This is a genomic window from Ruegeria sp. D4, from assembly GCF_056534475.1.
Genome location: NZ_JBQFPJ010000007.1, coordinates 72,258 through 96,973, shown reverse-complemented (window position 1 = coordinate 96,973; position 24,716 = coordinate 72,258). Strand labels below are relative to the sequence as shown.

The 24,716-nt window shown below is 58.3% G+C and carries 26 protein-coding genes; 19 read left to right on the top strand and 7 right to left on the bottom strand.

Annotation, left to right across the window (positions count from 1 at the left end; all coding sequences use genetic code 11):
- Positions 1-8: 8 nt before the first annotated feature.
- Complete coding sequence (locus tag ACR0MI_RS12075; RefSeq protein WP_480441683.1) at positions 9-104, bottom strand: isopropylmalate isomerase; 96 nt, start codon at positions 102-104, stop codon at positions 9-11.
- Between the two features lie 114 nt (positions 105-218).
- On the opposite strand from ACR0MI_RS12075, the gene ACR0MI_RS12070 reads away from it, so the two are divergent.
- From ACR0MI_RS12070 to ACR0MI_RS12055, 4 genes are all read left to right on the top strand, one after another.
- On the top strand, positions 219-1,571 hold the full coding sequence (locus ACR0MI_RS12070; RefSeq protein ID WP_480854454.1) for a mechanosensitive ion channel family protein: 1,353 nt from the start codon (positions 219-221) through the stop codon (positions 1,569-1,571).
- Positions 1,572-1,736: 165 nt separating this feature from the next.
- Positions 1,737-2,096 (top strand): ribosome silencing factor, encoded by a 360-nt coding sequence (rsfS, locus tag ACR0MI_RS12065; protein ID WP_058276550.1) that lies wholly within the window; start codon positions 1,737-1,739, stop codon positions 2,094-2,096.
- A gap of 44 nt (positions 2,097-2,140) precedes the next feature.
- Positions 2,141-2,611 (top strand): 23S rRNA (pseudouridine(1915)-N(3))-methyltransferase RlmH, encoded by a 471-nt coding sequence (rlmH, locus tag ACR0MI_RS12060; RefSeq protein WP_170615576.1) that lies wholly within the window; start codon positions 2,141-2,143, stop codon positions 2,609-2,611.
- 1 nt (position 2,612) lies between these two features.
- Entirely contained in the window at positions 2,613-3,098 is a 486-nt protein-coding gene (locus ACR0MI_RS12055) for a flavodoxin family protein (protein WP_170615574.1), read from the top strand.
- 3 nt (positions 3,099-3,101) lie between these two features.
- Here ACR0MI_RS12055 and ACR0MI_RS12050 read toward each other — a convergent pair whose 3' ends face one another.
- Complete coding sequence (locus tag ACR0MI_RS12050) at positions 3,102-3,449, bottom strand: hypothetical protein (protein ID WP_170615572.1); 348 nt, start codon at positions 3,447-3,449, stop codon at positions 3,102-3,104.
- A gap of 203 nt (positions 3,450-3,652) precedes the next feature.
- On the opposite strand from ACR0MI_RS12050, the gene ACR0MI_RS12045 reads away from it, so the two are divergent.
- The 6 genes from ACR0MI_RS12045 to ACR0MI_RS12020 all read left to right on the top strand — a co-directional run bounded on the left by ACR0MI_RS12045 (position 3,653) and on the right by ACR0MI_RS12020 (position 9,915).
- The gene (locus ACR0MI_RS12045; RefSeq protein ID WP_170615570.1) at positions 3,653-5,092 is read left to right on the top strand and encodes an FAD-linked oxidase C-terminal domain-containing protein; all 1,440 of its coding nucleotides are present in this window, start codon (positions 3,653-3,655) and stop codon (positions 5,090-5,092) included.
- A gap of 56 nt (positions 5,093-5,148) precedes the next feature.
- Positions 5,149-6,276, top strand: coding sequence for an FAD-binding protein (locus ACR0MI_RS12040; RefSeq protein WP_170817149.1), 1,128 nt, complete (start codon positions 5,149-5,151; stop codon positions 6,274-6,276).
- A 4-nt stretch (positions 6,277-6,280) separates the two neighbouring features.
- Positions 6,281-7,606 (top strand): glycolate oxidase subunit GlcF, encoded by a 1,326-nt coding sequence (gene glcF, locus ACR0MI_RS12035; protein ID WP_170615566.1) that lies wholly within the window; start codon positions 6,281-6,283, stop codon positions 7,604-7,606.
- Positions 7,607-7,722: 116 nt separating this feature from the next.
- Positions 7,723-8,508, top strand: coding sequence for a trypsin-like serine peptidase (locus tag ACR0MI_RS12030; RefSeq protein WP_321250447.1), 786 nt, complete (start codon positions 7,723-7,725; stop codon positions 8,506-8,508).
- Positions 8,505-9,323 carry a trypsin-like serine protease gene (locus ACR0MI_RS12025; RefSeq protein ID WP_170615565.1) on the top strand — a complete coding sequence of 273 codons (819 nt, stop codon included), beginning with the start codon at positions 8,505-8,507 and terminating at the stop codon, positions 9,321-9,323. The genes ACR0MI_RS12030 and ACR0MI_RS12025 overlap by 4 nt, the downstream gene beginning before the upstream one ends.
- A 124-nt stretch (positions 9,324-9,447) precedes the next feature.
- Positions 9,448-9,915, top strand: coding sequence for an Hsp20 family protein (locus ACR0MI_RS12020; protein ID WP_170615563.1), 468 nt, complete (start codon positions 9,448-9,450; stop codon positions 9,913-9,915).
- Positions 9,916-10,090: 175 nt separating this feature from the next.
- Here the strand turns inward: ACR0MI_RS12020 and ACR0MI_RS12015 are convergent, their stop codons facing one another.
- Entirely contained in the window at positions 10,091-10,984 is an 894-nt protein-coding gene (locus tag ACR0MI_RS12015) for an AraC family transcriptional regulator (RefSeq protein ID WP_170615561.1), read from the bottom strand.
- Positions 10,985-11,152: 168 nt separating this feature from the next.
- On the opposite strand from ACR0MI_RS12015, the gene ACR0MI_RS12010 reads away from it, so the two are divergent.
- On the top strand, positions 11,153-12,106 hold the full coding sequence (locus tag ACR0MI_RS12010) for an SDR family oxidoreductase (protein WP_170817161.1): 954 nt from the start codon (positions 11,153-11,155) through the stop codon (positions 12,104-12,106).
- 137 nt (positions 12,107-12,243) lie between these two features.
- On the opposite strand, the gene ACR0MI_RS12005 is transcribed toward ACR0MI_RS12010, so the two are convergent.
- Positions 12,244-12,450: a hypothetical protein gene (locus ACR0MI_RS12005; protein ID WP_170615557.1), complete on the bottom strand. Its 207-nt coding sequence runs from the start codon at positions 12,448-12,450 to the stop codon at positions 12,244-12,246.
- Between the two features lie 18 nt (positions 12,451-12,468).
- Entirely contained in the window at positions 12,469-13,944 is a 1,476-nt protein-coding gene (locus ACR0MI_RS12000) for an NAD-dependent succinate-semialdehyde dehydrogenase (protein WP_170817148.1), read from the bottom strand.
- Positions 13,945-14,214: 270 nt separating this feature from the next.
- Here ACR0MI_RS12000 and ACR0MI_RS11995 point away from each other — a divergent pair, with 270 nt between their 5' ends.
- From ACR0MI_RS11995 to ACR0MI_RS11960, 8 genes are read left to right on the top strand one after another with little or no spacing between them, the layout of a single operon-like run.
- Positions 14,215-15,297, top strand: a complete 1,083-nt coding sequence (locus tag ACR0MI_RS11995; protein ID WP_170615553.1) for a coiled-coil domain-containing protein — start codon at positions 14,215-14,217, stop codon at positions 15,295-15,297.
- A gap of 14 nt (positions 15,298-15,311) precedes the next feature.
- Complete coding sequence (locus ACR0MI_RS11990; RefSeq protein WP_170615551.1) at positions 15,312-15,614, top strand: OPT family oligopeptide transporter; 303 nt, start codon at positions 15,312-15,314, stop codon at positions 15,612-15,614.
- The gene (locus ACR0MI_RS11985) at positions 15,614-16,735 is read left to right on the top strand and encodes a hypothetical protein (protein WP_170615549.1); all 1,122 of its coding nucleotides are present in this window, start codon (positions 15,614-15,616) and stop codon (positions 16,733-16,735) included. The genes ACR0MI_RS11990 and ACR0MI_RS11985 overlap by 1 nt, the downstream gene beginning before the upstream one ends.
- 57 nt (positions 16,736-16,792) lie before the next feature.
- Entirely contained in the window at positions 16,793-18,724 is a 1,932-nt protein-coding gene (locus ACR0MI_RS11980) for an ATP-binding protein (RefSeq protein WP_170817147.1), read from the top strand.
- Positions 18,721-19,326 carry a hypothetical protein gene (locus ACR0MI_RS11975; RefSeq protein WP_170615545.1) on the top strand — a complete coding sequence of 202 codons (606 nt, stop codon included), beginning with the start codon at positions 18,721-18,723 and terminating at the stop codon, positions 19,324-19,326. Before ACR0MI_RS11980 ends, ACR0MI_RS11975 begins: the two co-directional genes overlap by 4 nt.
- A 16-nt stretch (positions 19,327-19,342) precedes the next feature.
- Positions 19,343-20,680 (top strand): DUF6638 family protein, encoded by a 1,338-nt coding sequence (locus tag ACR0MI_RS11970; protein ID WP_170615543.1) that lies wholly within the window; start codon positions 19,343-19,345, stop codon positions 20,678-20,680.
- Positions 20,681-20,947: a hypothetical protein gene (locus ACR0MI_RS11965; protein WP_170615541.1), complete on the top strand. Its 267-nt coding sequence runs from the start codon at positions 20,681-20,683 to the stop codon at positions 20,945-20,947.
- An 11-nt stretch (positions 20,948-20,958) separates the two neighbouring features.
- Entirely contained in the window at positions 20,959-21,603 is a 645-nt protein-coding gene (locus tag ACR0MI_RS11960) for a DUF1523 family protein (RefSeq protein ID WP_170615539.1), read from the top strand.
- A gap of 29 nt (positions 21,604-21,632) precedes the next feature.
- Here the strand turns inward: ACR0MI_RS11960 and ACR0MI_RS11955 are convergent, their stop codons facing one another.
- Complete coding sequence (locus tag ACR0MI_RS11955; RefSeq protein ID WP_480441697.1) at positions 21,633-22,643, bottom strand: flagellar basal body P-ring protein FlgI; 1,011 nt, start codon at positions 22,641-22,643, stop codon at positions 21,633-21,635.
- Positions 22,640-24,667, bottom strand: coding sequence for a flagellar biosynthesis protein FlhA (flhA, locus tag ACR0MI_RS11950; RefSeq protein WP_480441722.1), 2,028 nt, complete (start codon positions 24,665-24,667; stop codon positions 22,640-22,642). The genes ACR0MI_RS11955 and flhA overlap by 4 nt, the downstream gene beginning before the upstream one ends.
- Between the last annotated feature and the right edge of the window lie 49 nt (positions 24,668-24,716).

The window sequence follows — 24,716 nt, the reverse complement described above, 5'->3', positions numbered from 1 at the left end:
GAGTTGGCTCAGGCGGCCGATAGGCGCGCCAGGACCGTGCGGGCAGCCCCGTAGAACCGTTCACGCAGACGCGCGCGGTCTTCCAGATTCTGAAGTTGGGCCACATTGAGTCTCATGCGGTTCAGATATAACGGCCACTCACGTCAATCAAGGTTCAATACCGGTGCAGTTCGCGTGCGGGCTTGCATCGCCTCGCACAGATCGCCAATCTGGCGGGCATGAACCAGGATTTGCTACCGGAAACGCTGTCCGAGCTTTACGCGAACATGACGGCGGCTTTTTCAGAACAGCTTGAAAATCTGATCGAATTGATCGTCACGCCGGGCTGGAGGCAGTACCAACTCGTCATCATCCTGTTAGTGTGGTTGTTGGCGTTCCTGCTGAAACTGCTGACACAGAGCCGGTGGGAGGCCTGGGCCCGCGCGCGCTCCGGCTGGCCGAAATGGCGACTGCGCATTCTGGTCCAACTGATGCGGCGCCTGACGCTCGTATATTTCACGCTGCTGTCCTGGGGACTTTATTGGGGGATGCAGCAGGCGACATGGCCCTCGCGCAGTTACATCATCGGTGTTTTTGCCACATTGGGCCTGGCCTGGCTGGCCATCGCGCTGGTCTCGCGGCTGGTGCGGAACCGAACGCTGCGGCAGATATTCAAGTGGTCCATGTGGGTCTATGCAACGCTGATTGCCCTGGGGTTGACCGATGATGTGGCCGGGTTCCTGGACGGGGTGGCGATTTCCATCGGCGATCTGCATATCTCGGCGCTTGGGATCATCAAGGCTGTCCTGCTGATCGGCATCCTGCTGACGCTGGCCCGGCTTGGAACGCGCGCGGCCGAGCGCGGGCTGAAAAGCAACGACGACATTACGCCCTCGATGCAGGTGTTGCTGGCCAAGGGCATTCAGGTGCTGCTTTACGGCGCGGTTTTCATGGCCGCGATCCGCACGCTTGGCTTCGACCTGACGGGGATCGCGCTGTTGTCCGGTGCGATCGGTGTCGGCATCGGTTTCGGGCTTCAGAAAGTGGTGTCGAACTTGATTTCCGGGATCATCATCCTGATGGACCGGTCGATCAAACCCGGCGATGTCATATCGCTGGGCGACACGTTCGGCTGGATCAATGCGCTGGGCGCGCGTTATGTTTCGGTCGTCACTCGAGATGGGCGCGAATATCTGATCCCGAATGAGGATCTGATCACCAATCAGGTGGTGAACTGGTCGCATTCTGACAAGTTCGTTCGGCTGGATCTGAAGTTCGGCACCAGCTATGGCGATGACCCACACAAGGTACGTGCCACGGCCATCCGGTCCGTTAAAACGGTGGCCCGGGTGCTGAGCGGCGGCTCGCACGAACCTGTCTGCCACATCACCGGTTTCGGCGACAGCAGCGTGGACTACGTGTTGCGGTTCTGGATCAGCGACCCGACCAAGGGGCTGACGAATATCCGGGGCAATGTCTACCTGGCGCTGTGGGACGCGTTCAAGGATGAGGGAATAACAATACCCTTCCCGCAGCGTGAGGTTCGCTTGCTTCCCGACGACGCAGACGCGCAACAACTCTCGAGAGAGTGAAAGGGCCAGGCGCCCTGAAATCGCCCATTCATTGAAATGTTGCATTCCCCTTGTTACCTTAATAGTACCCCAGCGCCGGGGTTTTGGCGGCGCGCAGCAAAGGAGGACTATGTCCTGTCTCTACATACACAGGCGGGTTTGCCCGCCGATGATGGTGCCAGCGTAATGGCCCACTCTCAGTCAATCAGCGACAAGCTGCTTGAACGCATCCTTTCCTCACTTTCCGATGACAAGGCCGAAGACGTCGTGCAGATCAACCTGCAGGGCAAATCGTCGGTTGCGGATCACATGGTGATTGCCTCGGGTCGGTCGACCCGTCAGGTCTCGGCCATGGCGGAAAAGCTGACGGATCGCATCAAGCAGGAATTCGGTTTCACCTCGAAGGTCGAAGGCAAGGATGCCGGCGACTGGGTGCTGATCGATACGGGCGACGTGATCGTCCATATCTTCCGTCCCGAAGTGCGTGAATTCTACCAGCTGGAAAAGATGTGGCTGCCTCAGGGCGGCAGCGCCTCGGCGAACTGAGGCGCCATCCCGGCCTGCATTAACTGGCCGGAGGCTAGAGAGACATGCGTATCAGCATAGTTGCGGTCGGGCGATTGCGCGCCGGACCGGAGAAGACCCTGCTTGACGATTATCTTACCCGATTTGACCGGACCGGCCGTGCGCTGGGCCTTGGTCCTGCGCGGGTGATCGAGGTTGAAGATAAGAAAAACGCCGGTATGGGCGCCGAGGGCGCGCTTCTGCGCAAGGCACTGCCCAAAGGGGCTGTAATCTGTACAATGGATGAGCGGGGACAGGTGTTGTCCTCTCCCGATTTTGCGCGGAAGCTGGGCAACTGGCGGGATACCGGGCGACAGGATCTGGCGCTGATCATTGGCGGGGCGGACGGAATAGATCCGGGTCTGCGCGCCGAGGCCGACTTTTCCATTTCCTTTGGGTCGATGGTCTGGCCTCACATGTTGGTCCGTGTGATGTTGGCCGAACAACTCTACCGGGCCGCAACTATTCTGTCGGGCGGCCCCTATCACCGGGTCTGACATGGCACAGCTTCTGATCATCTATCATTCACGCACCGGTGGTAGCCGTCAGATGGCCGAGGCTGCGGCAGAGGCGGGGCGGGCTGAGGCAGATGTGGTGTTGAAAACCGCCTGTCAGGCTGAGCCCGAGGACCTGCTGCGCGCCGATGGATACATCTTCTGCGGACCCGAGAATCTGGCGGCGATTTCGGGTCAGATGAAAGAATTCTTCGACCGCAGCTACTATCCGGTTTTGGGAAAAATCGAAGGCCGTCCGTATGCACAAATGATATGCGCCGGGTCAGATGGCCAAAATGCCGCCCGTCAGATCGCAAGGATCGCGACGGGATGGCGATTGAAAGAGGTGCAGCCCCCTTTGATTGTTTGCACCCATGCCCAGACGTCCGAGGCTATACTGGCCGAAAAGACCATCCCGGCCGACCAACTGGACAAATGCTCCGAAGTTGGGGCAGCCATGGCCGCCGGCCTCAGTCTGGGTGTGTTCTGATCGTCACTTCAACTGGACGATTGTCGTCTCGGCGTTCCAGCCGTCCACGCTGCAACGGGCCTGCACCTGAACCTGCGACGTGCCCGCCGGTATCGTGATGCCGCTCAGGGATCGCGTGAAAGGCTGCTCGGTCTCGTGTGGATGGTGCAGAACGCGAATACCAATCTGTTCGCCGTTCATGTTGAGAATACGCCAACCATCCGCGTAGTGATCCCAGCCGGTGTCAGGGTGACGGATGGTGACATCAAACCGCCACGTATCCCCGTTGCTGCTGGTCGAGACATTTTCGATCACGGGCGGGTCGGCGAGGGCTGGCGCAGCAAGGAGAAGGTTGAGAATCAGGTATCGCATGGTCCGAAGCTACGGTTTTGTAAGCGGATTGTTAATCACGTCTGTGTGTCTGTCTGACCGGTTGTCAGTGCAATGTGAAGAGCTGATCGGTGTGACCGTGCGTTTGGACGGTACTGATCATGTGGGGCCGAAGCGGCCACCAGATGAATGCTTGTCAGCCCTCCCTTTTGGTAATATTATTTTACCAAAAGGGAGGGTTCGCCATGGAAATGCCACTGCCTGATCCGGACGTGATTTCACGAAAGCACAGGATCACAATGCGCCTGCAACAGGTTTTGCCAAGCGATGCGATCATTCACGATCAGGCTGAAACCCGGGCCTATGAATGCGACGCCCTGACGGCATACAGGTGCCCTCCGATGCTGGTGGTTCTGCCATCTACCACGCAAGAGGTTTCGGAGGTTCTGCGTATTTGCCATCAGGAAGGCGTGCCGGTTGTGCCGCGTGGTGCGGGGACGTCTCTGGCCGGAGGCGCCCTGCCAACCGCCGACTGTGTCATTCTGGGCGTCGCACGTATGAACGATGTGCTGGAGGTAGACTACGACAACCGTTTCATCCGGGTGCAGACGGGCCGAACGAACCTGAGTGTTACCGGTGCAGTCGAAGACAATGATTTCTTCTATGCCCCGGACCCCTCATCGCAACTGGCCTGCGCGATTGCCGGTAATATCGCAATGAATTCGGGTGGGGCGCATTGCCTGAAATATGGGGTGACGACCAACAACCTGCTGGGCGTGAAGATGGTAATGATGGACGGCAGCGTGGTCGAAATCGGCGGGGCGCATCTGGATTCAGACGGACTGGACCTGCTTGGCGTCATCTGCGGCTCGGAAGGGCAATTGGGTGTCGTGACCGAGGCAACGCTGCGCATCCTGCGCAAACCGGAAGGCGCCCGGCCTGTTCTGATGGGTTTTGACGATAACGAAGTCGCCGGGCAGTGCGTGTCCGACATAATAAAGTCAGGCATTCTGCCGGTGGCAATCGAATTCATGGACCGTCTGTGCATTCAGGCCTGTGAGAACTTTGCCAAAGCCGGGTATCCGGATTGCGAAGCCCTGCTGATTGTCGAGGTCGAAGGATCCGAGGCCGAGATCGACAGCCAGTTGTCGAAGATCGTCGAGATCGCCAAACGTCACAACCCGGTCGAACTGCGCGAAAGCCAGTCCGCCGAGGAAAGCGCCCGAATTTGGCTGGGGCGCAAATCGGCCTTTGGAGCGATGGGGCAGATGAACGATTATATGTGTCTCGACGGCACGATCCCGGTTTCATCGCTTCCAAAAGTGCTGCGACGTATCGGCGAGATGAGTGAGGAATTCGGACTGCCTGTCGGCAACGTGTTTCATGCAGGCGACGGCAACATGCATCCGCTGATCCTGTTCGATGCCAACAAACCGGGCGATCTTGAGAAATGCGAAGCGTTCGGTGCCGAAATACTGAAGCTATGCGTCGATGTCGGGGGATGTCTGACCGGCGAACACGGGGTCGGAATCGAAAAGCGCGATCTGATGACGCATCAGTACGGGGCGCAGGATCTTGAAGCGCAGATGGCGGTCAAGGATGTGTTCGATCCGAACTGGCTGCTGAACCCGGCCAAAGTGTTTCCACTGGATGTTTCGGCGACGCGCCGAATTGCTGCGGAGTAGGGGGCACTGCCCTCGTCACGCGATCGCCCCGAGGATTTTGGAACAGAAGAAGAGACATGAGACCTGAAACAGAGGCCGAACTGGCCGAAATGGTAGCCGGGCTGGCGCAGCCGGTGCGAATTGCCGGGGGAGGTACCCGAGGTGTGACCGGGCCGGATGCGGACCTGAGTGTGACAGGATTGCGCGGGATCACCCTCTATGAGCCTGGTGCGCTGACATTGGTCGCCCGGGCCGGAACTTCGGTAGCGGATATCAATGCCGCGCTTGATGCCGAAGGCCAGAGGCTTGCGTTCGAGCCGATGGATCATCGCGCGCTGATGGGCACAACAGGCGAGCCGACAATAGGGGGCGTGGTTTCTGCCAATGTCTCGGGGCCGCGCCGCGTGCAGGCGGGGGCGTGTCGGGACTTTCTTTTGGGCGTGCGCTATGTCGGCGGTTTGGGGCAAGTGATCCGAAACGGTGGCCGGGTGATGAAAAACGTTACCGGATACGATCTGGTCAAGCTGTTGGCCGGGTCGTGGGGGACGCTTGGCGTGTTGACCGAGGTCTCGCTGAAAGTTTTGCCGCGCTCGGAAAGTTCGGCAACTCTGGTGTGGAGCGGGTGCGACTGGACACAATCCCTGAAACTGTTCAGCGAGGCGCTGGCGTCCCCTTTCGAAGTCACGGGTGCCGCGCGACTGCCGGGCGAATCACAGATGAAACAAACAACGTCCGAGACGGTCATTCGTATTGAAGGGTTCAGCGATTCAGTTGCGTATCGGGTTGGCAAACTGGCAGAAATGTTCAACCATCAAAAGCCCGACCGAATAGTGACCGACGCTGCGGAAAACGAGGCGATCTGGAAGGCTGTTCGTGATGTCGAGCCCTTCGCAGACACTGCGGGAAATGTCTGGAAAACGTCCGTCAAGCCGACAGACATGCTGCGCGTCGTAGACCAGCCGGGCTGCACTCATCTTCTGGATTGGGGCGGAGGGCTGATCTGGACGCTTGCGCCCGAAGGGGTCGATCTTCGGGCCGCGCTGGCCGAGGTTCCGGGGCATTCCACGCTTGTTCGGGGCAACGATGCTGAAATCGCACGGTTTGGTCGTTTTCAGCCCGAACCTGCAGGGGTGGCCGCGCTGACGCAGGGATTGCGACAGCGGTTTGACCCGAAGGGTTTATTCAATCCGGGCCTGATGGGGTAGGGTAATGCAGACAACTTTTTCCGAAGAACAGTTGCAGGATCCCGCAATCCGAAGGTCCAACGACATCCTGCGGAGTTGCGTGCATTGCGGTTTTTGCACTGCGACCTGCCCGACATACCAGGTTCTGGGGGATGAGCTGGACAGCCCGCGCGGGCGTATCTACCTGATCAAGGACATGTTGGAGAACAATCGCGTTCCGGACGAAAAGACCGTCAAACACATTGACCGTTGTCTGTCCTGTCTGGCTTGCATGACCACCTGCCCGTCGGGCGTGCATTACATGCATCTGGTCGATCACGCGCGCGAGTATATCGATACGAACTACAAGCGCCCCTTCATGGATCGTGCACTGCGCTGGATGCTGGCGCAGATCCTGCCTTACCCGATGCGGTTCAGGTGGGCTTTGATCGGGGCAAAGCTGGGGCGGCCATTTCGCTTTCTGATGCCTGATGCGCGTTTGCGTGCAATGCTGGATATGGCACCAAAACACATCCCGCCAGTGAGCCGAAACGATGATCCGCAGTGCTTTGAGTCCAAGGGCGAACGCAAAAAGCGCGTGGCGTTGATGACAGGTTGCGCACAAAAGGCGCTGAACACCGATATCAATGACGCCACAATCCGCCTGTTGACCAGATTGGGGTGCGAGGTCGTGGTCGCCGATGGCGCCGGTTGCTGTGGAGCGTTGACCCATCACATGGGCAAGACGCGCGAAAGTCACGCTTCTGCCGCGACCAACATCCGGGCCTGGACGCGCGAGATGGACAGCAAGGGGTTGGATGCCATCGTCATCAATACATCGGGCTGCGGGACCACCGTGAAGGATTACGGTCACATGTTCCGCAACGACGCGCTGGCTGCGGATGCGGAACGTATATCTGCAATTGCCATGGATGTGAGCGAGCTTCTGATGCAGCTGGATCTTCCGGAAAGTGATGACCGGGGCATGAGTGTGGCGTATCACGCGGCCTGTTCGCTGCAGCACGGGCAAAAGATCAAAACCTACCCCAAGGATTTGCTGAAGCGCGCAGGTTTCACCGTGTCCGAGCCGGCTGACAGTCATCTGTGCTGTGGCAGCGCCGGAACCTATAACCTGTTGCAGCCTGAAATTTCGGCCCAGCTCAGGCAACGCAAAGTGCGGACACTGGAAGCGAAAAAGCCCGATGTGATCGCCGCCGGAAATATTGGGTGCATGATGCAGATCGGGTCGGGAACAGGTACGCCCGTCGTGCACACGGTCGAGTTACTGGACTGGGCGACTGGCGGCCCAATGCCCAGGGCCTTGCAACAAAGCCGAACAGCCGACGGCGGTGACGTACCCATTCTGAAGTAATCGCGGTTGATGCAACGCTGCCTCAATTGCGATGGAAAAACCCCGACTGGGCCTGCGCCCTATTTTCGCCGCACCGTTTGCGTAACAAACTGTCTTTAGCAATACCGGAGACATGCGTGCGAAACTGGATCAGGGCCATAGCGTTTGCTGTGTTGCCAATGGCAGCCATGGCGCAGGACACGGGGCTGAAAAGCCTTGAGACTTCGGATTCCGGGCGCGAGTGGATGGCCGTCGGGCGGTTGGATATCGCCGGTACCGGTTTTTGCACCGGGACACTGATTGCACCCGGACTGGTTCTGACTGCAGCACATTGCCTTTTCGACAAATCGACGCGCCGTCGGATTGACCCCGCGTTGATCGAGTTTCTCGCTGGTTGGCGCCTGGGCCGCGCATCGGCGTACCGCGCTGCCCGGCAGGTCGTAATCCACCCAGAATACCGTTTTGACGGCGGAACCCCGTCAGAACGTGTCCGGCATGATATCGCGCTGATCGAGTTGTGGCAGCCGGTCCGGAACACAACGGTCATTCCTTTCGAAACTGGTGAACGCCCTGTGCAGGGCGAAGAAGTGGGTGTTGTGTCCTACGCACAGGACAGGGCCGAGGCGCCATCCCTGCAGGAGGTTTGTTCTGTCGTGACCGGGCAGGGGGGTGTTCTGGTGATGTCCTGCGACGTGGATTTTGGCGCTTCAGGCGCGCCGGTGTTTTCCTTTGCTGGTAATCGTCCCCGCATTGTCTCGGTCGTTGCGGCCAAGGCGATGATGGGCGGCAAGAGCGTCGCGATCGGTACGGCGGTTGAGGATGCGCTGCAATTGCTGCGTGCAGAACTGTCGGCGGGGCGCGGATACGGCTCTAAAACCGGTGATTCAGGCAAAAACATCGGGGCAAGGTTCGTAAGGCCATGATCAGGTTTCTGCTGTTCTTCCTGTTTTGCCAGTCCGTTCTGATCGGTGCAGCATCCGCCCAGACATCAAGCAAACGCACGCTGGTGGACCGCGATGATCTGTATGGATGGGAAGCGGTCGGACGATTGGATTTGGGGTCGCGGTCGTTTTGTACCGGAACGCTGATTGCGCAGGACCTGGTGCTGACGGCAGCGCATTGCGCCCTGGACAAGAAAACCGGCAAACCTTACCGGTCTGGCGAGGTGGTTTTCCGCGCCGGGCTGAGCAACGGCAAGGCGTTGGCCGAACGCAACGTGGTGCAGATCGCCGCCCATCCCGCCTATGGCGCGAATGAACCGCTTTCGCCTGAAGCGGTTCGCGCCGACGTCGCGCTCATGCGTCTGGAAAAGCCAATCCCTTACACGATTGCCGATCCCTTCGCCTTGCATGGCGGGCAAATTCTCAACAAGGAAATCACCATTGCCTCATACGGGTTGGGCCGGTCCGAGGCGATTACGCGCGAACGATCATGCCGAATTCTGGAACGACGTCTGGGTCTGATTACCTTTGATTGCGATATTACCTTTGGGTCATCCGGTTCGGCCATACTGGCGAAAAATGGCCCGCGCTGGCAGATCCTGTCCGTGGTGTCCGCCGTCGGAGTCTATGACGGAAAAAGGGTCGGATTTGGTATGGAACTGGCCGGCGTCGTGTCCGAACTCAAGGCGATCATGCGGCGGGATGCGCCGCAACCCAAGGCCTCGATCCGCCGGTTGCAGGTGGGATCGGGCAAGTCCAGCTCTGGTGCGAAATTCATCGGTGCTGGCGGGTCTTGAACTCGGCGAAATCGCTACCCATGTGAATTGTGCCGGATCGCCACAACGGGGTTCGGGAAACATCACCGCCCGTCCGAACGGAGGGCAACAAATCGTGAATCGCTCAAACATGAGGATACGACACATGCGTACATTTGATTTTGCACCGCTGCACCGCGCCACCATCGGTTTCGACCAGATCGCCGACATGATGGACCGCGTTCTGACCAACGACGTGGCTCAGCCCAGCTACCCGCCCTATAACATCGAAAAAACCGATGCCGACACCTATCGGATTTCCGTCGCTGTCGCCGGTTTTTCGGAAGATGACCTGTCGGTCGAAGTGAAGGAAAACGCGCTGATCGTCGCCGGTAAGAAAGTCGCCGAAGACAAACAGCGCAGCTACCTGCACCGCGGCATCGCCACGCGCGCGTTCCAGCGCCGCTTTGCGCTGGCCGACCATGTCCGTGTCACCGGCGCCAGCCATGAAAACGGCATGCTGAACATCGACCTGAAACGCGAAGTGCCCGAGGCCCTGAAACCGCGCCGGATCGAGATTTCTTCGGCGAAAGCCATCGAGAAGGATGTGGTTGACGCCAAGGCCGTGAACTAACGCGCTTTAAGATCCTGCGACGGTCTCCTCCTCCCGGACCGTCGCAACACCCGCCCCGCGTTCCTCCAGACGCGGGGCGTTGTTTTTTTGTGGGGTCAGTGAGTGGCCGTAATGCGGACAAAGCTTCCGTTCGCAGCGGTGGCTCCAAGGTCCGCTCCGCTCACGCAAGTCAGCTTCATGCAACATCGACCGGAAGTTGATGTGCCTCTCCCCATTGCCTCGGCGATTGCCCATACGTGCGCTTGAACTCGCGACTGAACTGGGACGGGCTGACATAGCCAACGTCCATCGCGGCTTCGTTCACAGGCATCCCGCCCGCGATCTTCATGGCGGCGTTGTTGAGCCGCATCGACTTAACGAACTGGATTGGGGCCATCGTCGTAACCTGCTTGAATTTGCGATGGAAGACGGCCCGGCTCATACCCGCTCGGCTTGCCATATCGTCAATCGAGATCGGCGCATCCAAGTGTGACGACACGTGCGCAATGGAACGTGCGATGGCGTTGCCAGCACCGAATGCCTGCCGTGCGAATGTGCCAGCTTCTCCCTTCAGGATCGAATAGAGCACCTCACGCAATCGCGCCTCGCCGAGAACCGCTGTATCCGTCTCGCTGTCTCCGAGCCGCAGTAGCCGCAGCAGCGCATCAGTAAAACCATCGTCCCATCGCGCGAGCCTAATTCCGGGCTCCCGCAGTTCTTCTTTGACCGAAGGCAGAACGCCCCCGGCATTTTCCATCTCCATCGCCAGCTCGGCCATAACACGTTGTTCCAGTGAGATCATAACCCCGTAGAGAGGATTGTCATGCGAGGCCAATGGCGTACCGGCCTTGACCGGTATCGACATCGGACAGCAGAGATATTGACTGCTGTCGTATTCGTATCTTCGGCCATCCAGAACGGCTTCCTTCACCCCACTCACGATGGCCACGATGCAGGGCTCGTAAACGGCAGGAACACAGGGGATTGAAAGCGTGGCGCGAAACAGCCGTACACCCTTGATGCCCGTCTCAGTCAGGCCGTCCGTTTCGGTTCGGTCTGCAATGATTTGCTTGATCTGATCCTTGCTCATAAGAGGGATGTAATGGCTCCAGATCGATGCTGGCAACTATTTTGATGCAATTGGGCAAGTATTTGCGATAATTTTGCCTGTTTCCGCGTTCTTATGAGAGCTATCTGCATTTCCATGCTTCAACAAAGTTCGCTCGGCCCATGCGCCAACGCGGATAGGAGATAAAAAATGCCAGATACCACATTTGGACCCAAAGGCTGGATGCCTGAGCGCCTCGGCGACCTCTCCGGCAAGACCTACCTCATCACGGGTGCCAACGCCGGTGCCGGGTTCCAGGCCGCGCGGACGCTCCTAAAAAAGAACGCCAAGGTCGTGATGTTGAACCGTTCGGCTGAGAAGTCTCAGGCAGCTGTTGCGGACCTGAAGAGTGAGTTCGGCAGTGAAGCAGAAGTGATCTTCATACGAATGGACCTGGCTTCGCTCGCAAGCGTGCGTGAAGCTGCAGACGAGGTTCTAAATTCCGTTCCCCGGATTGATGCGCTCATCTGCAATGCTGCCATCGCGCAGGTGCCAACCCGCAAGCTGACAGAAGATGGGTTCGAGAGCCAGCTTGGCACCAACCATTACGGTCACTTCCTACTCTGTGGTCTTCTGTTCGAGCGGATCGAAGCCTCGAAGGGTCGGATCGTTGTAGTTGCCAGTCTTGGCTACAACATGGGATTGAAGACGATCAAATTCGACGACATGAACTGGGAAGAGAGTTACGGGCCTAATACCGCATACTCACAAAGCAAGCTCGCGCAAATGATGTTCGCCTATGAACTACAGGACAGGCTTGCAGCCGTAGGGCGAACCAAGGTCGAGGCCTATGTCTGCCATCCCGGCTCGTCGGCAACGTCACTGATCAGTACAAGTGGCAGCCGGACGATGCGGTTCATCTGGTGGCTTATGACCATGACGCCGATGGTTCAAACGGCCGAGCAAGGGTCGTATCCCGAAGTCATGTGCGCCACCGAAGAGAATTTGACCGAACAACGCGCGCTCTACGGACCAACAGGCCGCTTTGAAGCCGTTGGCCCGGTCGGCAAGGGTACATTGAACCCACATGCGTATGACAAACCGGTAATGACAAGGCTTTGGGAGGTGACTGAACAAGAAACAAGCTTCAAGTGGGAGATTTGATCCAACGGGCCCCGTGCGGCTGGTGATGCTTCACCCACCATCGGACATTCGTGCTCCGTGCAGCATTTAGTAGAATGGGCTCAAGGCTGACATTAAAAGAAAAGCCCCGCGCAAATTTCGCACGAAGCACATCTTACTCAGTGTTTGAAAGTTGGATCCTCGACCACCAACCCGATCGACCAGAACACCGTGTCGCCCGCGGGCAGGATGGCCTGTCCTTCGATCTTTTCCAGAAGCTTACCGTCGGTCGAGGCCAGGAAGGGCAGCAGGTCGCGTTGGAAATCAGCAACGCCTATTGAAAGAAGGTGACGCTTTGGGTGCGCTTTTGTGGCAAGCGCACCCAAACACCGGACCGGGCCTTATCAAACCGACAGGCAGACGTATTTCATCTCCAGATAGTCTTCCATACCGTGGTGGCTGCCTTCGCGGCCTAGGCCTGACTGTTTGACTCCGCCGAACGGGCCAAGCTCGGTCGAGATGATGCCGGTGTTCACGCCGACGATGCCATACTCCAGTGCCTCGACCACTTTGTAGACGCGGCTCAGGTCATTGGCGTAGAAGTAGGAGGCCAGACCAAAGATCGTGTCGTTGGCCATGGCGATCACATCGTCCTCGTCCTCGAACTTGAACAGCGGCGCGAGCGGCCCGAATGTCTCGTCCTGCGCGACCATCATGTCCTGCGTCACACCGGTCACGATTGTCGGCTGGAAGAAGGTGCCACCCAGGTCATGCGGCAGACCGCCGGTCAGAACTGCACCGCCCTTGTCGGTGACATCCTTGATGTGTTCCTCAACCTTGGCGACAGCTTCGGCGTTGATCAGCGGACCGGTGGTGGTGCCGGAGGTCAAACCGTCGCCGACTTTCAACGCTTCGACCGCAGCTTTCAGCTTGGCTGCAAACTCATCGTAGACACCGGCCTGTACGTAAATCCGGTTGGCGCAGACACAGGTCTGGCCGTTATTGCGGAACTTGCACAGCATGGCACCTTCGACGGCTGCATCCAGATCGGCGTCGTCGAACACGATGAAAGGCGCGTTGCCGCCCAGCTCCATCGAGCACTTCATGACCTGATCGGCGGCTTGGCGCAGCAGGATGCGTCCCACCTCGGTCGAGCCGGTAAAGGTCAGCTTGCGCACACCCGGGTTTTCGCAGAACTCCTTGCCGATCTCGCTGGCACGCGAGGACGGCACGACGTTGAACACACCCGCCGGGATGCCGGCCTTTTCGGCCAGAAGGCCAAGAACCAGCGCGGATAGCGGTGTTTCGGCTGCAGGGCGGGCGACAAACGCGCAGCCAGCGGCCAGCGCGGGTCCTGCCTTGCGGGTAATCATCGCGTTGGGGAAGTTCCAAGGCGTGATCGAGGCTGCAACGCCGATCGGCTGTTTCAGAACCATGATCCGCTTGTCGCGCTGATGGCCGGGGATCGTCTCGCCGTAAACGCGCTTGGCCTCTTCGCCGAAGAACTCGATGAAGGATGCACCATAGCCGATCTCGCCAACGGCCTCGGCCAGTGGCTTGCCTTGCTCGGCGGTCAGGATTTTGCCCAGATCCTCGGCGTTTTCCATCATCAGGTCGTACCAGCGGCGCAGGATCACGGCGCGCTCCTTGCCGGTCAGCTTGGCCCACTCCTTCTGCGCGGCCTCCGCCTGTGCAATCGCACCAGCGACCTGAGCGCGGCTGAGATCCGCAACCTCGGCAACCACATCGCCGCGCGCGGGGTTGGTCACTGCAAAGGTGCCATTGTCACCGTCCACCCACTGGCCGCCAATATAAGCTTTGGTCACCAGCAGATCGGGGTTTTTCAGGATTGATTTAAGGTCGGTTGTTGCGTCCAGCATGAGTCAGTCTCCGGCAGGAAAAGATTTGCGCGCACCCAACCATGTGCCGCGGGTTTTGTCCATGGCCACTCCGGAGGACGGATCAATCCAGAATATGGACAACAGAACGTCAGCGTCGGCTGATAATACAGCTTTGGATTGTATCGTCGCGCCTATCTTTTTCTGATTGATTTTGCCAAAGTTCTGGTGATTTCGAGACCCATGGGGATGTAAATCGTCATAACATTCACTATCTCATTGGGTAGATAAGAAAAAACAAGGACAGGACAGATGTCGAACCAACAGTTCGAGGCATTGATTCAGGAAACTCAGACCAAAGTGCGTGAAAGTCAGTCACAGATCGAAGGGCTGACCTCGCGGATTGAGGCCGCGCGCGCCAAGATCGGCACTGCCGAGGCGGATATCGACATCGAGAACGCGACGCTTGAGGACGTGCATGCCCATACTGAGGTGATGAATGCGAATATCGCCGAGCTGATCATGGGGCTGGACGACGTGACCAACGCCTTTTCCAAGGATTTCGACGAGATGCGCTCGAAAACCGGGTGGGAGAGCTTTGTCGGCATCTTTGCCAAGGCCAAGTCCGAGTCGATGCGGCAAGAGAGGATGCGCACGGCCAATATCGACGACAAGCTGCAGGACCTGATCGCCAAGTCGGATGTGATCGTGAAACTGCTGGAAGGTCAGCTGTCCGTGCTGGAAGAGCAGCGGGTGAAGGTCGAGGACAATCTGACCGGCACGCTGGACGATCGTGAGGCCACCGTGGCCGAGCTGGAGGCTCTGCGCGCCGAGATTCAGGGCATGGACCCGACCATCATCACTTTGGAAAACAAGATCAGCGTTGAACAGGACGCCGCCGCACGCACTCAGCTGGAGACCGAGCTGGCCGAGCTGAACAAGCAATACAACGCCAAGGTTCAGGAAGAGCAAGTTAAGCTGGCCAAAAGCCAGACGCTGGAGCGCTATATTGAAAAGGGCAAAACCTGGGTCGATTCACTACAAAACCAGGCAGCGACGCAGATGGTGCTGATCAACAAGCTGCAGACAGACACGCAACAGCGTGTGGTTCTGTATGACGCGCTGACCAAATCTCTGAAAACCGCGCAGCAGCAGGACGTAGCCCACCGCATCAACGAGATCGGCGTGCAGACCGACCAAGAAGCGCAAACTGCCATGGCCGCCATCGGCACGGCGACCAACCAGAAAATGGCCGACATGCTCGAGGCGCATGAGGACCACATGGTCTTTGCCCGCGACGTGCTGGAGAAAAAGGCCAAGGCGGATGAACGCTTTGCCCGCCGGTTTGCCTCGATTGTCGAGAAGCATGATAAGAATTTGTATGGGGGCTCTTAAGGAAAGGCTCCGCTATGAGTGACGGCGAAAGACGTCCTCCTCCGGCGTTGTCTCGCAAGGACATTGACCTACCGGATTGGGTTGAGACGGCGATGATCGTGCGGTGGTTCGCCATTGGGATTGGCGTCGTTCTATATTGGATCACAGAGTCCTATTGGGCTATTGCGTTGAGTATGCTGGTATTCTTCGCGGTCGGTCACATCGTCTATCGCCTTTACCGGAAAGAAGATCCTGTTTCCGCTGAAATTGCGTTCTACAACGAGAACGATGGCTACCATTCGGGTGACGGCGATGGTGATGGAGATGGTGGAGACTAATGAATACTAACCCCACCCAAGACCATGTCGGCCTAACCGACACTTTCGCCTCGCGCCGCTATTTCCGCAAATTCGAGGTGATCACCGTCCACCTTCTGCGCGTGGCCGCAACGATGGAGGCGGAGGGCGCGATCAGCAAGCAAGAGGTGCGGATCGTGTCGCGTTACCTCTCGGGGTTGCTCTACACCTTCCGCGCGCTATCCATGAAGTACCTGCTGGTTGGGCGCGATACGGGGCGGTTCTTTGGCAGCCTCGCCATGGACAAGCGCGACAGCGGGTTTCCGGTGGCGGCCGAATTGCTGACCATGGCCAACGACGCGCAGCAGGCGCAGGTGCATCTGGCGAATATGCCCTCGGAAGATGATCTGAAAACCGACATGGTGCGAACGATCATCGGCGATCAGGCAATCCCCACGAAGCTACAATTTGCGCTGTCGCAAAGGCTCTACTACGAGGAATTGCTGAAGGGACAGCTTTTCTGGGCTCGCAACGATCCCGAATGCCACTGGATCGGGAATGAAGGCGAGCGGCGCAAATTTCTGATCCACTGGGCGGTCTATGACAGCCAGATCAACCTGCCGGTCATCTACCTGATGCAGTTGGAGGACAGTGGCAAAACCGCCTTGCCCAAGGACCAACGCCGCTGGCCCGAAGTGCAGGCTCATCTGATGGCGCAGTCCTTGTGCGGGTTGAAACTGGTGACCATCGCCAAAGGCTTCGACCAGGATTTCGACGACCTGCACCCCAAGCACCTGCGCCGCGTCCATGTGGGGCCGATGTATTCCTCGGCCTATACCGAGCAATCCGGCCCCCTGCGGCAGGTGCTGGAGGATGCGCAGGCGCCCGAAGGTCAGGACTGGGCACTGGCCTGGACCACCGAAGAACTGCAAAGCGAAGAGGTTATCGAGGAGCGCGCCGGTTGGTTCTCAACCGTTGAGCGCGAGGTCTTTGCGCTGGACCCGTTCGGCGGGCAGGGGGCCGAGACCGGGGCCACGCGTACCCAACGTTCCATCATCCTGCCGCAGCGCCCGTTTCAGGTGCTGGCCGAGCGCAACCCGCCGGGGTTTGCAGATGTGCGCAAGTTCGTGGTCAGCAAGGCGGGGCAGGTGTTGAGGTATTGAGATTTTCGCCTTCGGCGAGAGTATTTTTGAAAAGATGAAGTAAGGGCGGCTTTTGAGATGAGTTTGACGTCGGATCAGATGGAATTGCGTGAGGCGGATATTCGCAAGCATTATCCGGCGGCAACCGCTTTGCTGAACGGTTTCGAACACGCGCCTCGGATTGCAAAGGCGGTGGAGGTGGCGCTTGAACGGTCTCCGGGCGTTACGACTGGGCGACGATTTCGGTCGACGACACCGGGTTTGGTGACGCGGCGCACGGTGCGCGCCGATGGGGTGCATCTGGTGGAACGGATCGAGGCGTCGGACGATGGTGACACGCTGGTTTCGCTGCAGCAGGCCACCACGCAGCAGGCCATCCGGCGCGCCATCGCAATCGCTCTGGCCGTCGCTGAGGCTTACGCGGAACAGACGCCGCTGGCCGATCTAAAGCGTGCGAATTTGGCCGGGGATTTGCCCGCTGCACGCAAGACCGAGTTCTCGGAACTGCTGACGGCGGAGGCTCTGATCACGTCGCACGTGTTTGGCAATGCGCTGGCTTACCTGATGTCCTCACATCTGGGTGAGACCACGGTTGATATCGGCGAGATTGAGGAAGTTCTGACTGACAACGGCCAACTCGCTCTGCATGGCGCGTTGTGGGAACTGGACCAGACCTTTGCCAAACACGCTCCCGATGATGCGTATTTGATCGCCGCAACCAGCGCCTATGCCGAGCAACTGATGGAGAAGGCCGCCCTGCGCGCGCAATCGGCTGGCCATCTGGCCCCGTTCCAGAACGCTGCCTGGCATATCGAGTCTGACGACCTGACGATCCGGGGGTTTGAGCCAGCCTCCAAAGCCAAATCCACCACCCTGACCATGACGTTCAAGAAACCGAACGAAGTGGTGGGCAACCATATCGCCAAGTATCAGGCGATGAAGCTGGCCAAGATGCTGATGGCCTATGACTTCGACCGCCGCCTGAACCCGTTCGCGGAACTCGGCGGGTTCATCTTCACCTTCATGGGTGATGGCAAACCAGGCACCGGCAAGACAACCCTGATCCAGATGATCGCCGGGCTGATCAACGATTATTGCCAGAACGCGGGCTATCCGTTCCGCTATCAGAACCTGAGCACCGACAATATCGACAGCTATCAGGGCAAATCCGGTCAGAACGCCAAGGCGTTTATCAACACGATCATCGACCCCTCGGTTATCGGTTTTGGCACCATCGACGACATCGACCAACTGGCGGGAAAACGCGGTGACCGGCAATCCAGTGCCGGCCAGTTGGAAATCACTGCCGTGCTGATGGAGAGTTTTGCCGGTGCCAACACCGTCGTGCGCGGCAATTGCACCTTCGGCATGTTCTCGAACTACCCCGAGAATGTGGACGACGCCTTGCGCCAGCGAGCAGGCGCGCGGTTCCTGGTGGACGGGCCGCAGACGCGCGAGGATTACATCGACATCCTGCATCTGCTGATGGGCCGCAACCACGACATCCCGCTGGGCGAACACGAAGCTTATGCCGCGCAGGAAATTAAGAAGGCCGTCGCCGCCAGTTTCGAAAGCCACTCCCGCCCGCATGAGGACGCTTTGCTGCAGGTCTATGACCGGGTGTCTGGTGAGATCGGTCAGATGGATACCATCGCCAAGCTGGGCACCTACCTCAAGGCGATCCAACAGGCGGATGAGCGTTTCACCGGCCGTGCGATCAAGAATATCACCGACGCGGTCAAGGTCCGCGCGATGGATTTCGAACTGCCCGATGAATGGATGGAGAACCCCGACCTGTTCCTGTTCCGCGACTACGACACCAAGAAGGCCATGATCGAGGACCTGCGCCAACCGATCACGGTGGAAATGGTGATGCAAGAGATCAACCGCTACGCCGACAGCGAGTTCCGCTATGCCGACAAGAGCGACGAGGTCGCCATCGAGAACACCGTCCGCGAGATGGGCCGGATGGAAGAGGCCAAGCGGCGGTATCTGGAGGGGAAGGGGTGACGCCAGGTCTTGCCGAGATAGTTTCAGCGATTGCCAATACCGTCACAGCTTTGGCGGCGATTTCTGCAGCGATAGCCGCTTGGATTGGGCTGAATACTTGGAAAAAACAAACTAAGTGGCAGCATGACTACGAACTCGCTATCGAATTGTATGGTCGATTTCGCGAAAGACGTGAAATCTACAATTATTTTAGATCACCTCATTCAGTTTTGCCCGAGATCCAGAACGCGGAACGCAAAAAACAGATCGACAACGTACGCGCGAACGGAAAACGAACAGAAGCTCTCATTCTGTATTGGCAGGTGTTGAAAGAAACAGAAAACAAACAAGCTCGACTGTTCGATGAGGCCGAGTTGCGTTGGGGCGTGGACCTAAGACAGTTAAGTGAACCAATTATTGAATTGGAACACGAGCTGATTTGCTCTCTAGATGATCTTCGCGAGGTAGAAATCGGTAGTTTCCGCCCAACAGAAGAAGTAAAAAAAGAACTCGATAAAGTATTGAAAAGTCGGAGAGATTCAGAGAATCGAAAAGAGCGCTACAACAGTTGTTTCAGGCAGCTAGAGGCGGTTCTGAAGCCAAAGATTGTTCAGGTAGGATAGAGGAGGGCACTAAACAATGATCCGCCTCATCGAACAAGGCCTGATGTTCGGCAACCTCGTCCACATCTCCAGCCCGGCCTTAGTCGAGCGGTATAACCGCGCATTGCAGCATCTGGCGGGCAAAACCACAGAGCTGACGGATTTTCATGTCGATATCTCGGGCTATTCGCCGGAGGTGGGGATTGAGCTGGAGGATGAGCTCTACCTCAACCCCAACGGGGTCAACCGGCAGTTCATTCTGTTGACGACCGAGCAGAAACGCGCGCCGTTGCTGAACGTCAAATTCTCGACCTCGCGCGATATCCTGCGCGAATTCATCGAGATGAACGAGGCGCAGCTTTTCGCCCTGACTGCCACCGATGCGGTGGCCGGAGAGCTGGTGAACTCGGTCATCAAACTCACAACGCCGCGCGATCTGCTGAACCTGCGCAAGATCGAGATTGAGGCCGACACCGCGGGCGGCACTCTGCGCAAGGCACAGCAACTGGCGGGGATGGTCGAACGGTTCAAAACCGAAGAGGATGCCTGGTTCGATGATGTTCTGATCGCGAAGATGATCGAGACTGCCAAGGAGACGGGGGACGTCACGCGCAATCCTGTCCGCCTGCGCCACACCGCATTCGAGCAGCGCAACTTCTGGACGGCGCATTTCGGCGGGCTGTATCTGTTCCCGGATCTGGATCACCCGGCGGCGATTTGTATGGGGGACAGGCCGGATGGCCTGCCGATCAAGTACATCTTTGGTCCGTCGCAGCGGAACCAAATTGCAAAATTTCTCGACTACAACGATCTGGTCGAACCCATCGTCAAGGCGCGCGGCGTGGATGCCGCCGCGATCTTGCAGCAGAAGATGGATTTCCTGACCATCGATGCTGCTGCGGATGCCGATGTCGATCTGACCGGGCTGGACCGCAGGGACATGCGCCGTCTGGCGCGCAACCATTCGGACCGTCTGCCCGAGGCTTATCACGGTCTGGCGCAGTTGCTGCGCTGGGCGACGGACGGGGGGCCCTGGCCGCGTGTAACTTCGGATCATCCGGCCTATTTCTATACTTTGCGCGCCGCCGATACGCCGCACCGCGATCTGGTGAATATGCTGCTGGCCGAACTGGCCCCGCTGGATCCGCGCCAGATGTTCATTTGCCACAAAGAGCTGTTCTACCGCACTTATGCGACATGGCCGGAAACAAAAAAAGCCTATGTTGCCGAGTTCCTTGCGCGAGAGTATCAGGTGGACAAGGCAGGCGCCCGGGCCGCGCTGTTCGGGCATGAGCCGGACATGAGTGGCAGTGATCGGGTCAGCGATGATATCATCGCGCGCGTTGGTCCCTGGGGCGCAGTAGGGAGAAGTTAAATGTTGGTCGCACTCCGCTTTCTGATCCCGTTGCTGATCGTTCTGACCGTCTTGTATGTGGGCGTATCAATCTATTCCCGCCGGGTGCGACGCGGTAAACTGATCGCGCGTTGGGAGAAAAAGGGCATGACAGGCGACAGGGACGCCTTTGTCCAGCGCGGGCTGAAAAAGTACGACGGATCGTTTCGCCGCAAACTTATCCTTGGGATCTATGTCGTGCCGCTGGGCCTGATCGCGATCCTGATTTATGTTTCGAATTTCATGTGAGGGTTTGACCAATGCGTTATGTCAAATGGGCCATCATCATCCTGTTCTGGGGCACGATCGCGGCGGTGTCGAACTACACCCTGCCGCAGCATGACGTGGTTCGAATCTCGGACACCTATGAAAAACGGATCGACCCCGGTGAGAACAGCATCTTCTGGTCGGTTCATGATGTCGGCAGCGACCCGACCACACCGAACCGTGATGTGTTCTTCATCCAGACCCGCAAGACCAACGGCAAGGTCATGGTCTATCGGAACGAGGATACAGGCTGGGGCTGGCCGCCCTATTTCAAGCTGAACTCCTCGAACCTGCAGGCAGAAGCGGCAGACCTGAAATCAACAACCGAGGCGCCGCGTTGGGTGGTGGTACGTCACTACGGCTGGCGCAGTGAATTCCTTTCGATCTTTCCGAACGCCGTTAAGATATGGCAGGTCGACAGCCCGGATGTGCGGATCATTCCATGGTTCAACATCATCTTCCTGACTGTTTTCTTCGCCCTTGTTTGGGCCATCTGGGTGCGCTGGCGCAGGTTCCGAGAAGCCCGCATCGACCCAATGATGGAGAATGTGGAAGACGGCCTGTATGCCGCAGGCGACGCGATCGAGGAACGCAGCAGCAGGTTTCGCAGGTGGCTGAACAGTTGGAAGTCAAAGTAGGGCCGAATATGACTGGGCCGGCCTTGGTGTCACCGAACAATGAATTCAGCATGCAGCGCACCGGCGGCTTTGATCGTCTTCAATATGTCAATCATGTCCCTTGGAGAAACGCCCAAAGCGTTCAAACCGGCCACCACTTCTGACAAGGTTGTCGCTTCGGGTATTTCTGCCAGCCCGGTGCCTTCTTCTTCGTCAATACCTGCGACGGTTCTGGGAACGACCACCGTTTCGCCACGCGCGAACGGGTTGGGCTGGATTGCGATCGGAGCCTCTTCGACGGTGAGGGTCAGATTGCCTTGGGATACCGCCACCCTCGAGATACGCACCTCTTGACCCATCACGATGGTGCCCGAGCGTTGATCAACCACGACACGAGCCTTGGTTTCCGGCTCTACCAGGATGTTTTCGATGCGTCGAAGTGCATGTGCAGCTGATCGTGCGCCGGTGGCGGGAATGCTTAACTCCACCGTGCCGGAATCTCTCATGATGGCCACTGCCTTTCGGAATTCTGAATTGACTGCAGTTTCGATTCGTTCACCCGTTGTGAAATCCGGTTCTCGTAGGGCCAGGCGGATTTGACTGAGCGACGACAGTTCAAATTCGATTTCACGCTCAACCTTGGCGCCGGACGGAATGACGCCAGAAGTCGGAACTCCGCGCACAACGGATGCGGCCTCGCCCTCTGCCGCCCCGCCCAGAAGCTGGGATAGCGATGTCGCCTGAGCGGCAATTGATCCTGCTGTCTGAAGGGCAAGCACGAAAAGCCTCAAGCTTAAGCCAAGTGCCAGACCCGTCAGGATTTCGGTGCCGATCAGCCGCACTACGGGGAACAGTCCAGACATCGCCCCGGACGGGTCAATTGCGGAAGAAACCACGAGCGTAAATGCCACTGCTATCGCCAGTTTTACGCGGGCCGGAATGCTGCGCTCTCCGAAGGCAGGCAGAAGGGAAACCAAAGCGGAAACCCGCAGGAAAACGGCGAACAAGTGCTCAAGCTCGCTACTGATAAACGGCAGCAAGTCGGGGGGCAGGCCGATCACGCGGGCACCGTACCGACAGGTGCCGGCCTGGCTTCCAAGCCGATTTCTTCAAATGACAGAACCGGGTTCGAGATGCCGCGTGCGTGCAGGATCGTGCGCAGCAACCTGCGTCGACGGGTCGAAGTCACAACGGCCGCAAACACGCCCCGATCCGCGGTTTGCGCAACGCTTTGCACGACACCGTCTGCAAGCTTGTTGAACAGGTTGGGCGGAAGCGCGACGTCGAGACCTGCGCTTTGTGCGTCGATTTGGTAAGTGGCGAACGTGTCCTCCCACTCCGGTGCCAGTTGGATCAGTGGGATCGACCCATCTTCGCGCTTCATGTCGGCGACCAGCTGGAACCCGAGACGTTGGCGCACCAGTTCGCAAATCCCTTCGGGCAGAGTTGTGGTCAGCCGGGCCTCGGCCACGGTTTCCAGGATCAGGGCCGTGTTTCGGATGGACACCCGTTCGTCCAGCAGCAGCCGCAGAACGGAATGTAATGTATCGATCGGGACCTTGTCCGGGATCAGTTCGTCCAGCAACTTGCGGTTGGCCTCGGCCCGGCCCGGATCGCTCAGCCGAGTCATTTCGGACAAAAGACGCCGCAGCGACTTGAGTGTCAGCAGTCGGGAGAAGTTCTGCTTGATGATTTCAAGCAGATGGGTCGCCAGGATTTCGGGGGGCGAGACGATCGTTGCGCCGCTCAGGGCCGCAGCCTCCCGATCTTTGGGCAGTATCCAACGGGCAGGTGCGCCGTAGACAGGTTCGGTCACATCATTTCCGTCCGGCAGAATGTCCGGCCCTTCCTGAACCAGCGCCAATACAAGGTCGGGGTTCAGAACACCGCGCGCCTGTTCGACGCCCTGAACTTTGATAACGTAAGTGCCGGTTGGAAGATCGGCGCGATCGGTCAACCGAATTTCGGGCAGGATCAGACCAAAGCCAGAGGCGACATATGTCCGCATATTGGCGATCCGCGCGTCCAGACCGGTGCCTGGGTTTAGAACCATGCTGACCAGATCCGGCGCGAATTCCAGATGAACGTCGTCCAGGTCCAGGATGTCTCCGATGGCCTGCGGGGTCGGGGCATCGGTTTCGGGTGCCGGTGAGTGCGCTTTTGTCAGCTCGGATTTTTGTTTGCTGTAAACGCTGTAGGCTGAGTATCCCAAAACACCTGCGCCTAGAATGAAGGGCAGAAACGGCAGGCCTGGCACCAACGCAAACAGGGCCATCAGCAGCGAGACTGTGCCCAATGCAGCCGGGTGCCGCCCCAACTGCGAGAAGATGGCGCTGTCGGTTGCCCCCTGCGTGCCGCCCCGCGCCAGCAGCAGCGCGGACGCGATTGAGATAATGACCGCAGGGATTTGTGAGACCAGCCCATCACCAACCGTCAGGATCGAATAGGTTTCGAAGGCGGATGCAACCGGCATACCATGCACGATCACGCCCATGACCAGACCCATGACAAGGTTCAGCAAGGTGATCAGCAACCCGGCAACGGCGTCGCCCTTGACGAATTTGGACGCACCGTCCAGCGAGCCGAAGAAAGTCGTTTCCTGCTGTTCTGTTTCGCGCCGTTCCTTGGCTTGCTGATGGTCGATGGCCCCTGCGGACATGTCGCTGTCAATTGCAAGTTGTTTGCCCGGCATCCCATCCAGCGCAAACCTGGCTCCGACCTCGGCCATGCGGGCGGCGCCCTTGGTGATCACCATGAAGTTAACGATCAGCAGAACGCCAAACACGACGAGACCCAGAAAGATGCTTCCGCCCATGACGAATTGGGCAAACCCCTCGATCACATCACCTGCGGCGTTGGTGCCCGAATGACCCTGACCGATGATCAGTTTGGTGGATGAAACATTCAGCGACAATCGCAGCATCAGGGATGCCAGCAGGATCGTTGGAAAAGAGGAGAAATCCAGCGGGCGTTCGATAAACAGGGTCAAGGTGAAGATCAGAATAGCCAGCGCAAACGACGCTGCCAGCCCCACATCCAGAACCCAGGCGGGCATTGGCAGGATCATCATCACGATGACCGTCATCAGGGCCAGCGCCAGCAAGACGGTCGGCGAGAACACAGAGCGGGCATCG

Coding starts and splice junctions, on each gene's coding strand:
- ACR0MI_RS11980 (WP_170817147.1), top strand. CDS start 16,793: ATGAGTTTGACGTCGGATCAGATGGAATTGCGTGAGGCGGATATTCGC.
- ACR0MI_RS12055 (WP_170615574.1), top strand. CDS start 2,613: ATGGCACAGCTTCTGATCATCTATCATTCACGCACCGGTGGTAGCCGT.
- ACR0MI_RS11990 (WP_170615551.1), top strand. CDS start 15,312: ATGAGTGACGGCGAAAGACGTCCTCCTCCGGCGTTGTCTCGCAAGGAC.
- ACR0MI_RS12070 (WP_480854454.1), top strand. CDS start 219: ATGAACCAGGATTTGCTACCGGAAACGCTGTCCGAGCTTTACGCGAAC.
- ACR0MI_RS12050 (WP_170615572.1), bottom strand. CDS start 3,449: ATGCGATACCTGATTCTCAACCTTCTCCTTGCTGCGCCAGCCCTCGCC.
- flhA (WP_480441722.1), bottom strand. CDS start 24,667: ATGACGGTCATCGTGATGATGATCCTGCCAATGCCCGCCTGGGTTCTG.
- rsfS (WP_058276550.1), top strand. CDS start 1,737: ATGGCCCACTCTCAGTCAATCAGCGACAAGCTGCTTGAACGCATCCTT.
- ACR0MI_RS12020 (WP_170615563.1), top strand. CDS start 9,448: ATGCGTACATTTGATTTTGCACCGCTGCACCGCGCCACCATCGGTTTC.
- ACR0MI_RS11970 (WP_170615543.1), top strand. CDS start 19,343: ATGATCCGCCTCATCGAACAAGGCCTGATGTTCGGCAACCTCGTCCAC.
- ACR0MI_RS11960 (WP_170615539.1), top strand. CDS start 20,959: ATGCGTTATGTCAAATGGGCCATCATCATCCTGTTCTGGGGCACGATC.
- ACR0MI_RS12040 (WP_170817149.1), top strand. CDS start 5,149: ATGAGACCTGAAACAGAGGCCGAACTGGCCGAAATGGTAGCCGGGCTG.
- ACR0MI_RS12015 (WP_170615561.1), bottom strand. CDS start 10,984: ATGAGCAAGGATCAGATCAAGCAAATCATTGCAGACCGAACCGAAACG.
- ACR0MI_RS11985 (WP_170615549.1), top strand. CDS start 15,614: ATGAATACTAACCCCACCCAAGACCATGTCGGCCTAACCGACACTTTC.
- rlmH (WP_170615576.1), top strand. CDS start 2,141: ATGCGTATCAGCATAGTTGCGGTCGGGCGATTGCGCGCCGGACCGGAG.
- ACR0MI_RS12000 (WP_170817148.1), bottom strand. CDS start 13,944: ATGCTGGACGCAACAACCGACCTTAAATCAATCCTGAAAAACCCCGAT.
- ACR0MI_RS11965 (WP_170615541.1), top strand. CDS start 20,681: ATGTTGGTCGCACTCCGCTTTCTGATCCCGTTGCTGATCGTTCTGACC.
- ACR0MI_RS12025 (WP_170615565.1), top strand. CDS start 8,505: ATGATCAGGTTTCTGCTGTTCTTCCTGTTTTGCCAGTCCGTTCTGATC.
- glcF (WP_170615566.1), top strand. CDS start 6,281: ATGCAGACAACTTTTTCCGAAGAACAGTTGCAGGATCCCGCAATCCGA.
- ACR0MI_RS12010 (WP_170817161.1), top strand. CDS start 11,153: ATGCCAGATACCACATTTGGACCCAAAGGCTGGATGCCTGAGCGCCTC.
- ACR0MI_RS12045 (WP_170615570.1), top strand. CDS start 3,653: ATGGAAATGCCACTGCCTGATCCGGACGTGATTTCACGAAAGCACAGG.
- ACR0MI_RS11995 (WP_170615553.1), top strand. CDS start 14,215: ATGTCGAACCAACAGTTCGAGGCATTGATTCAGGAAACTCAGACCAAA.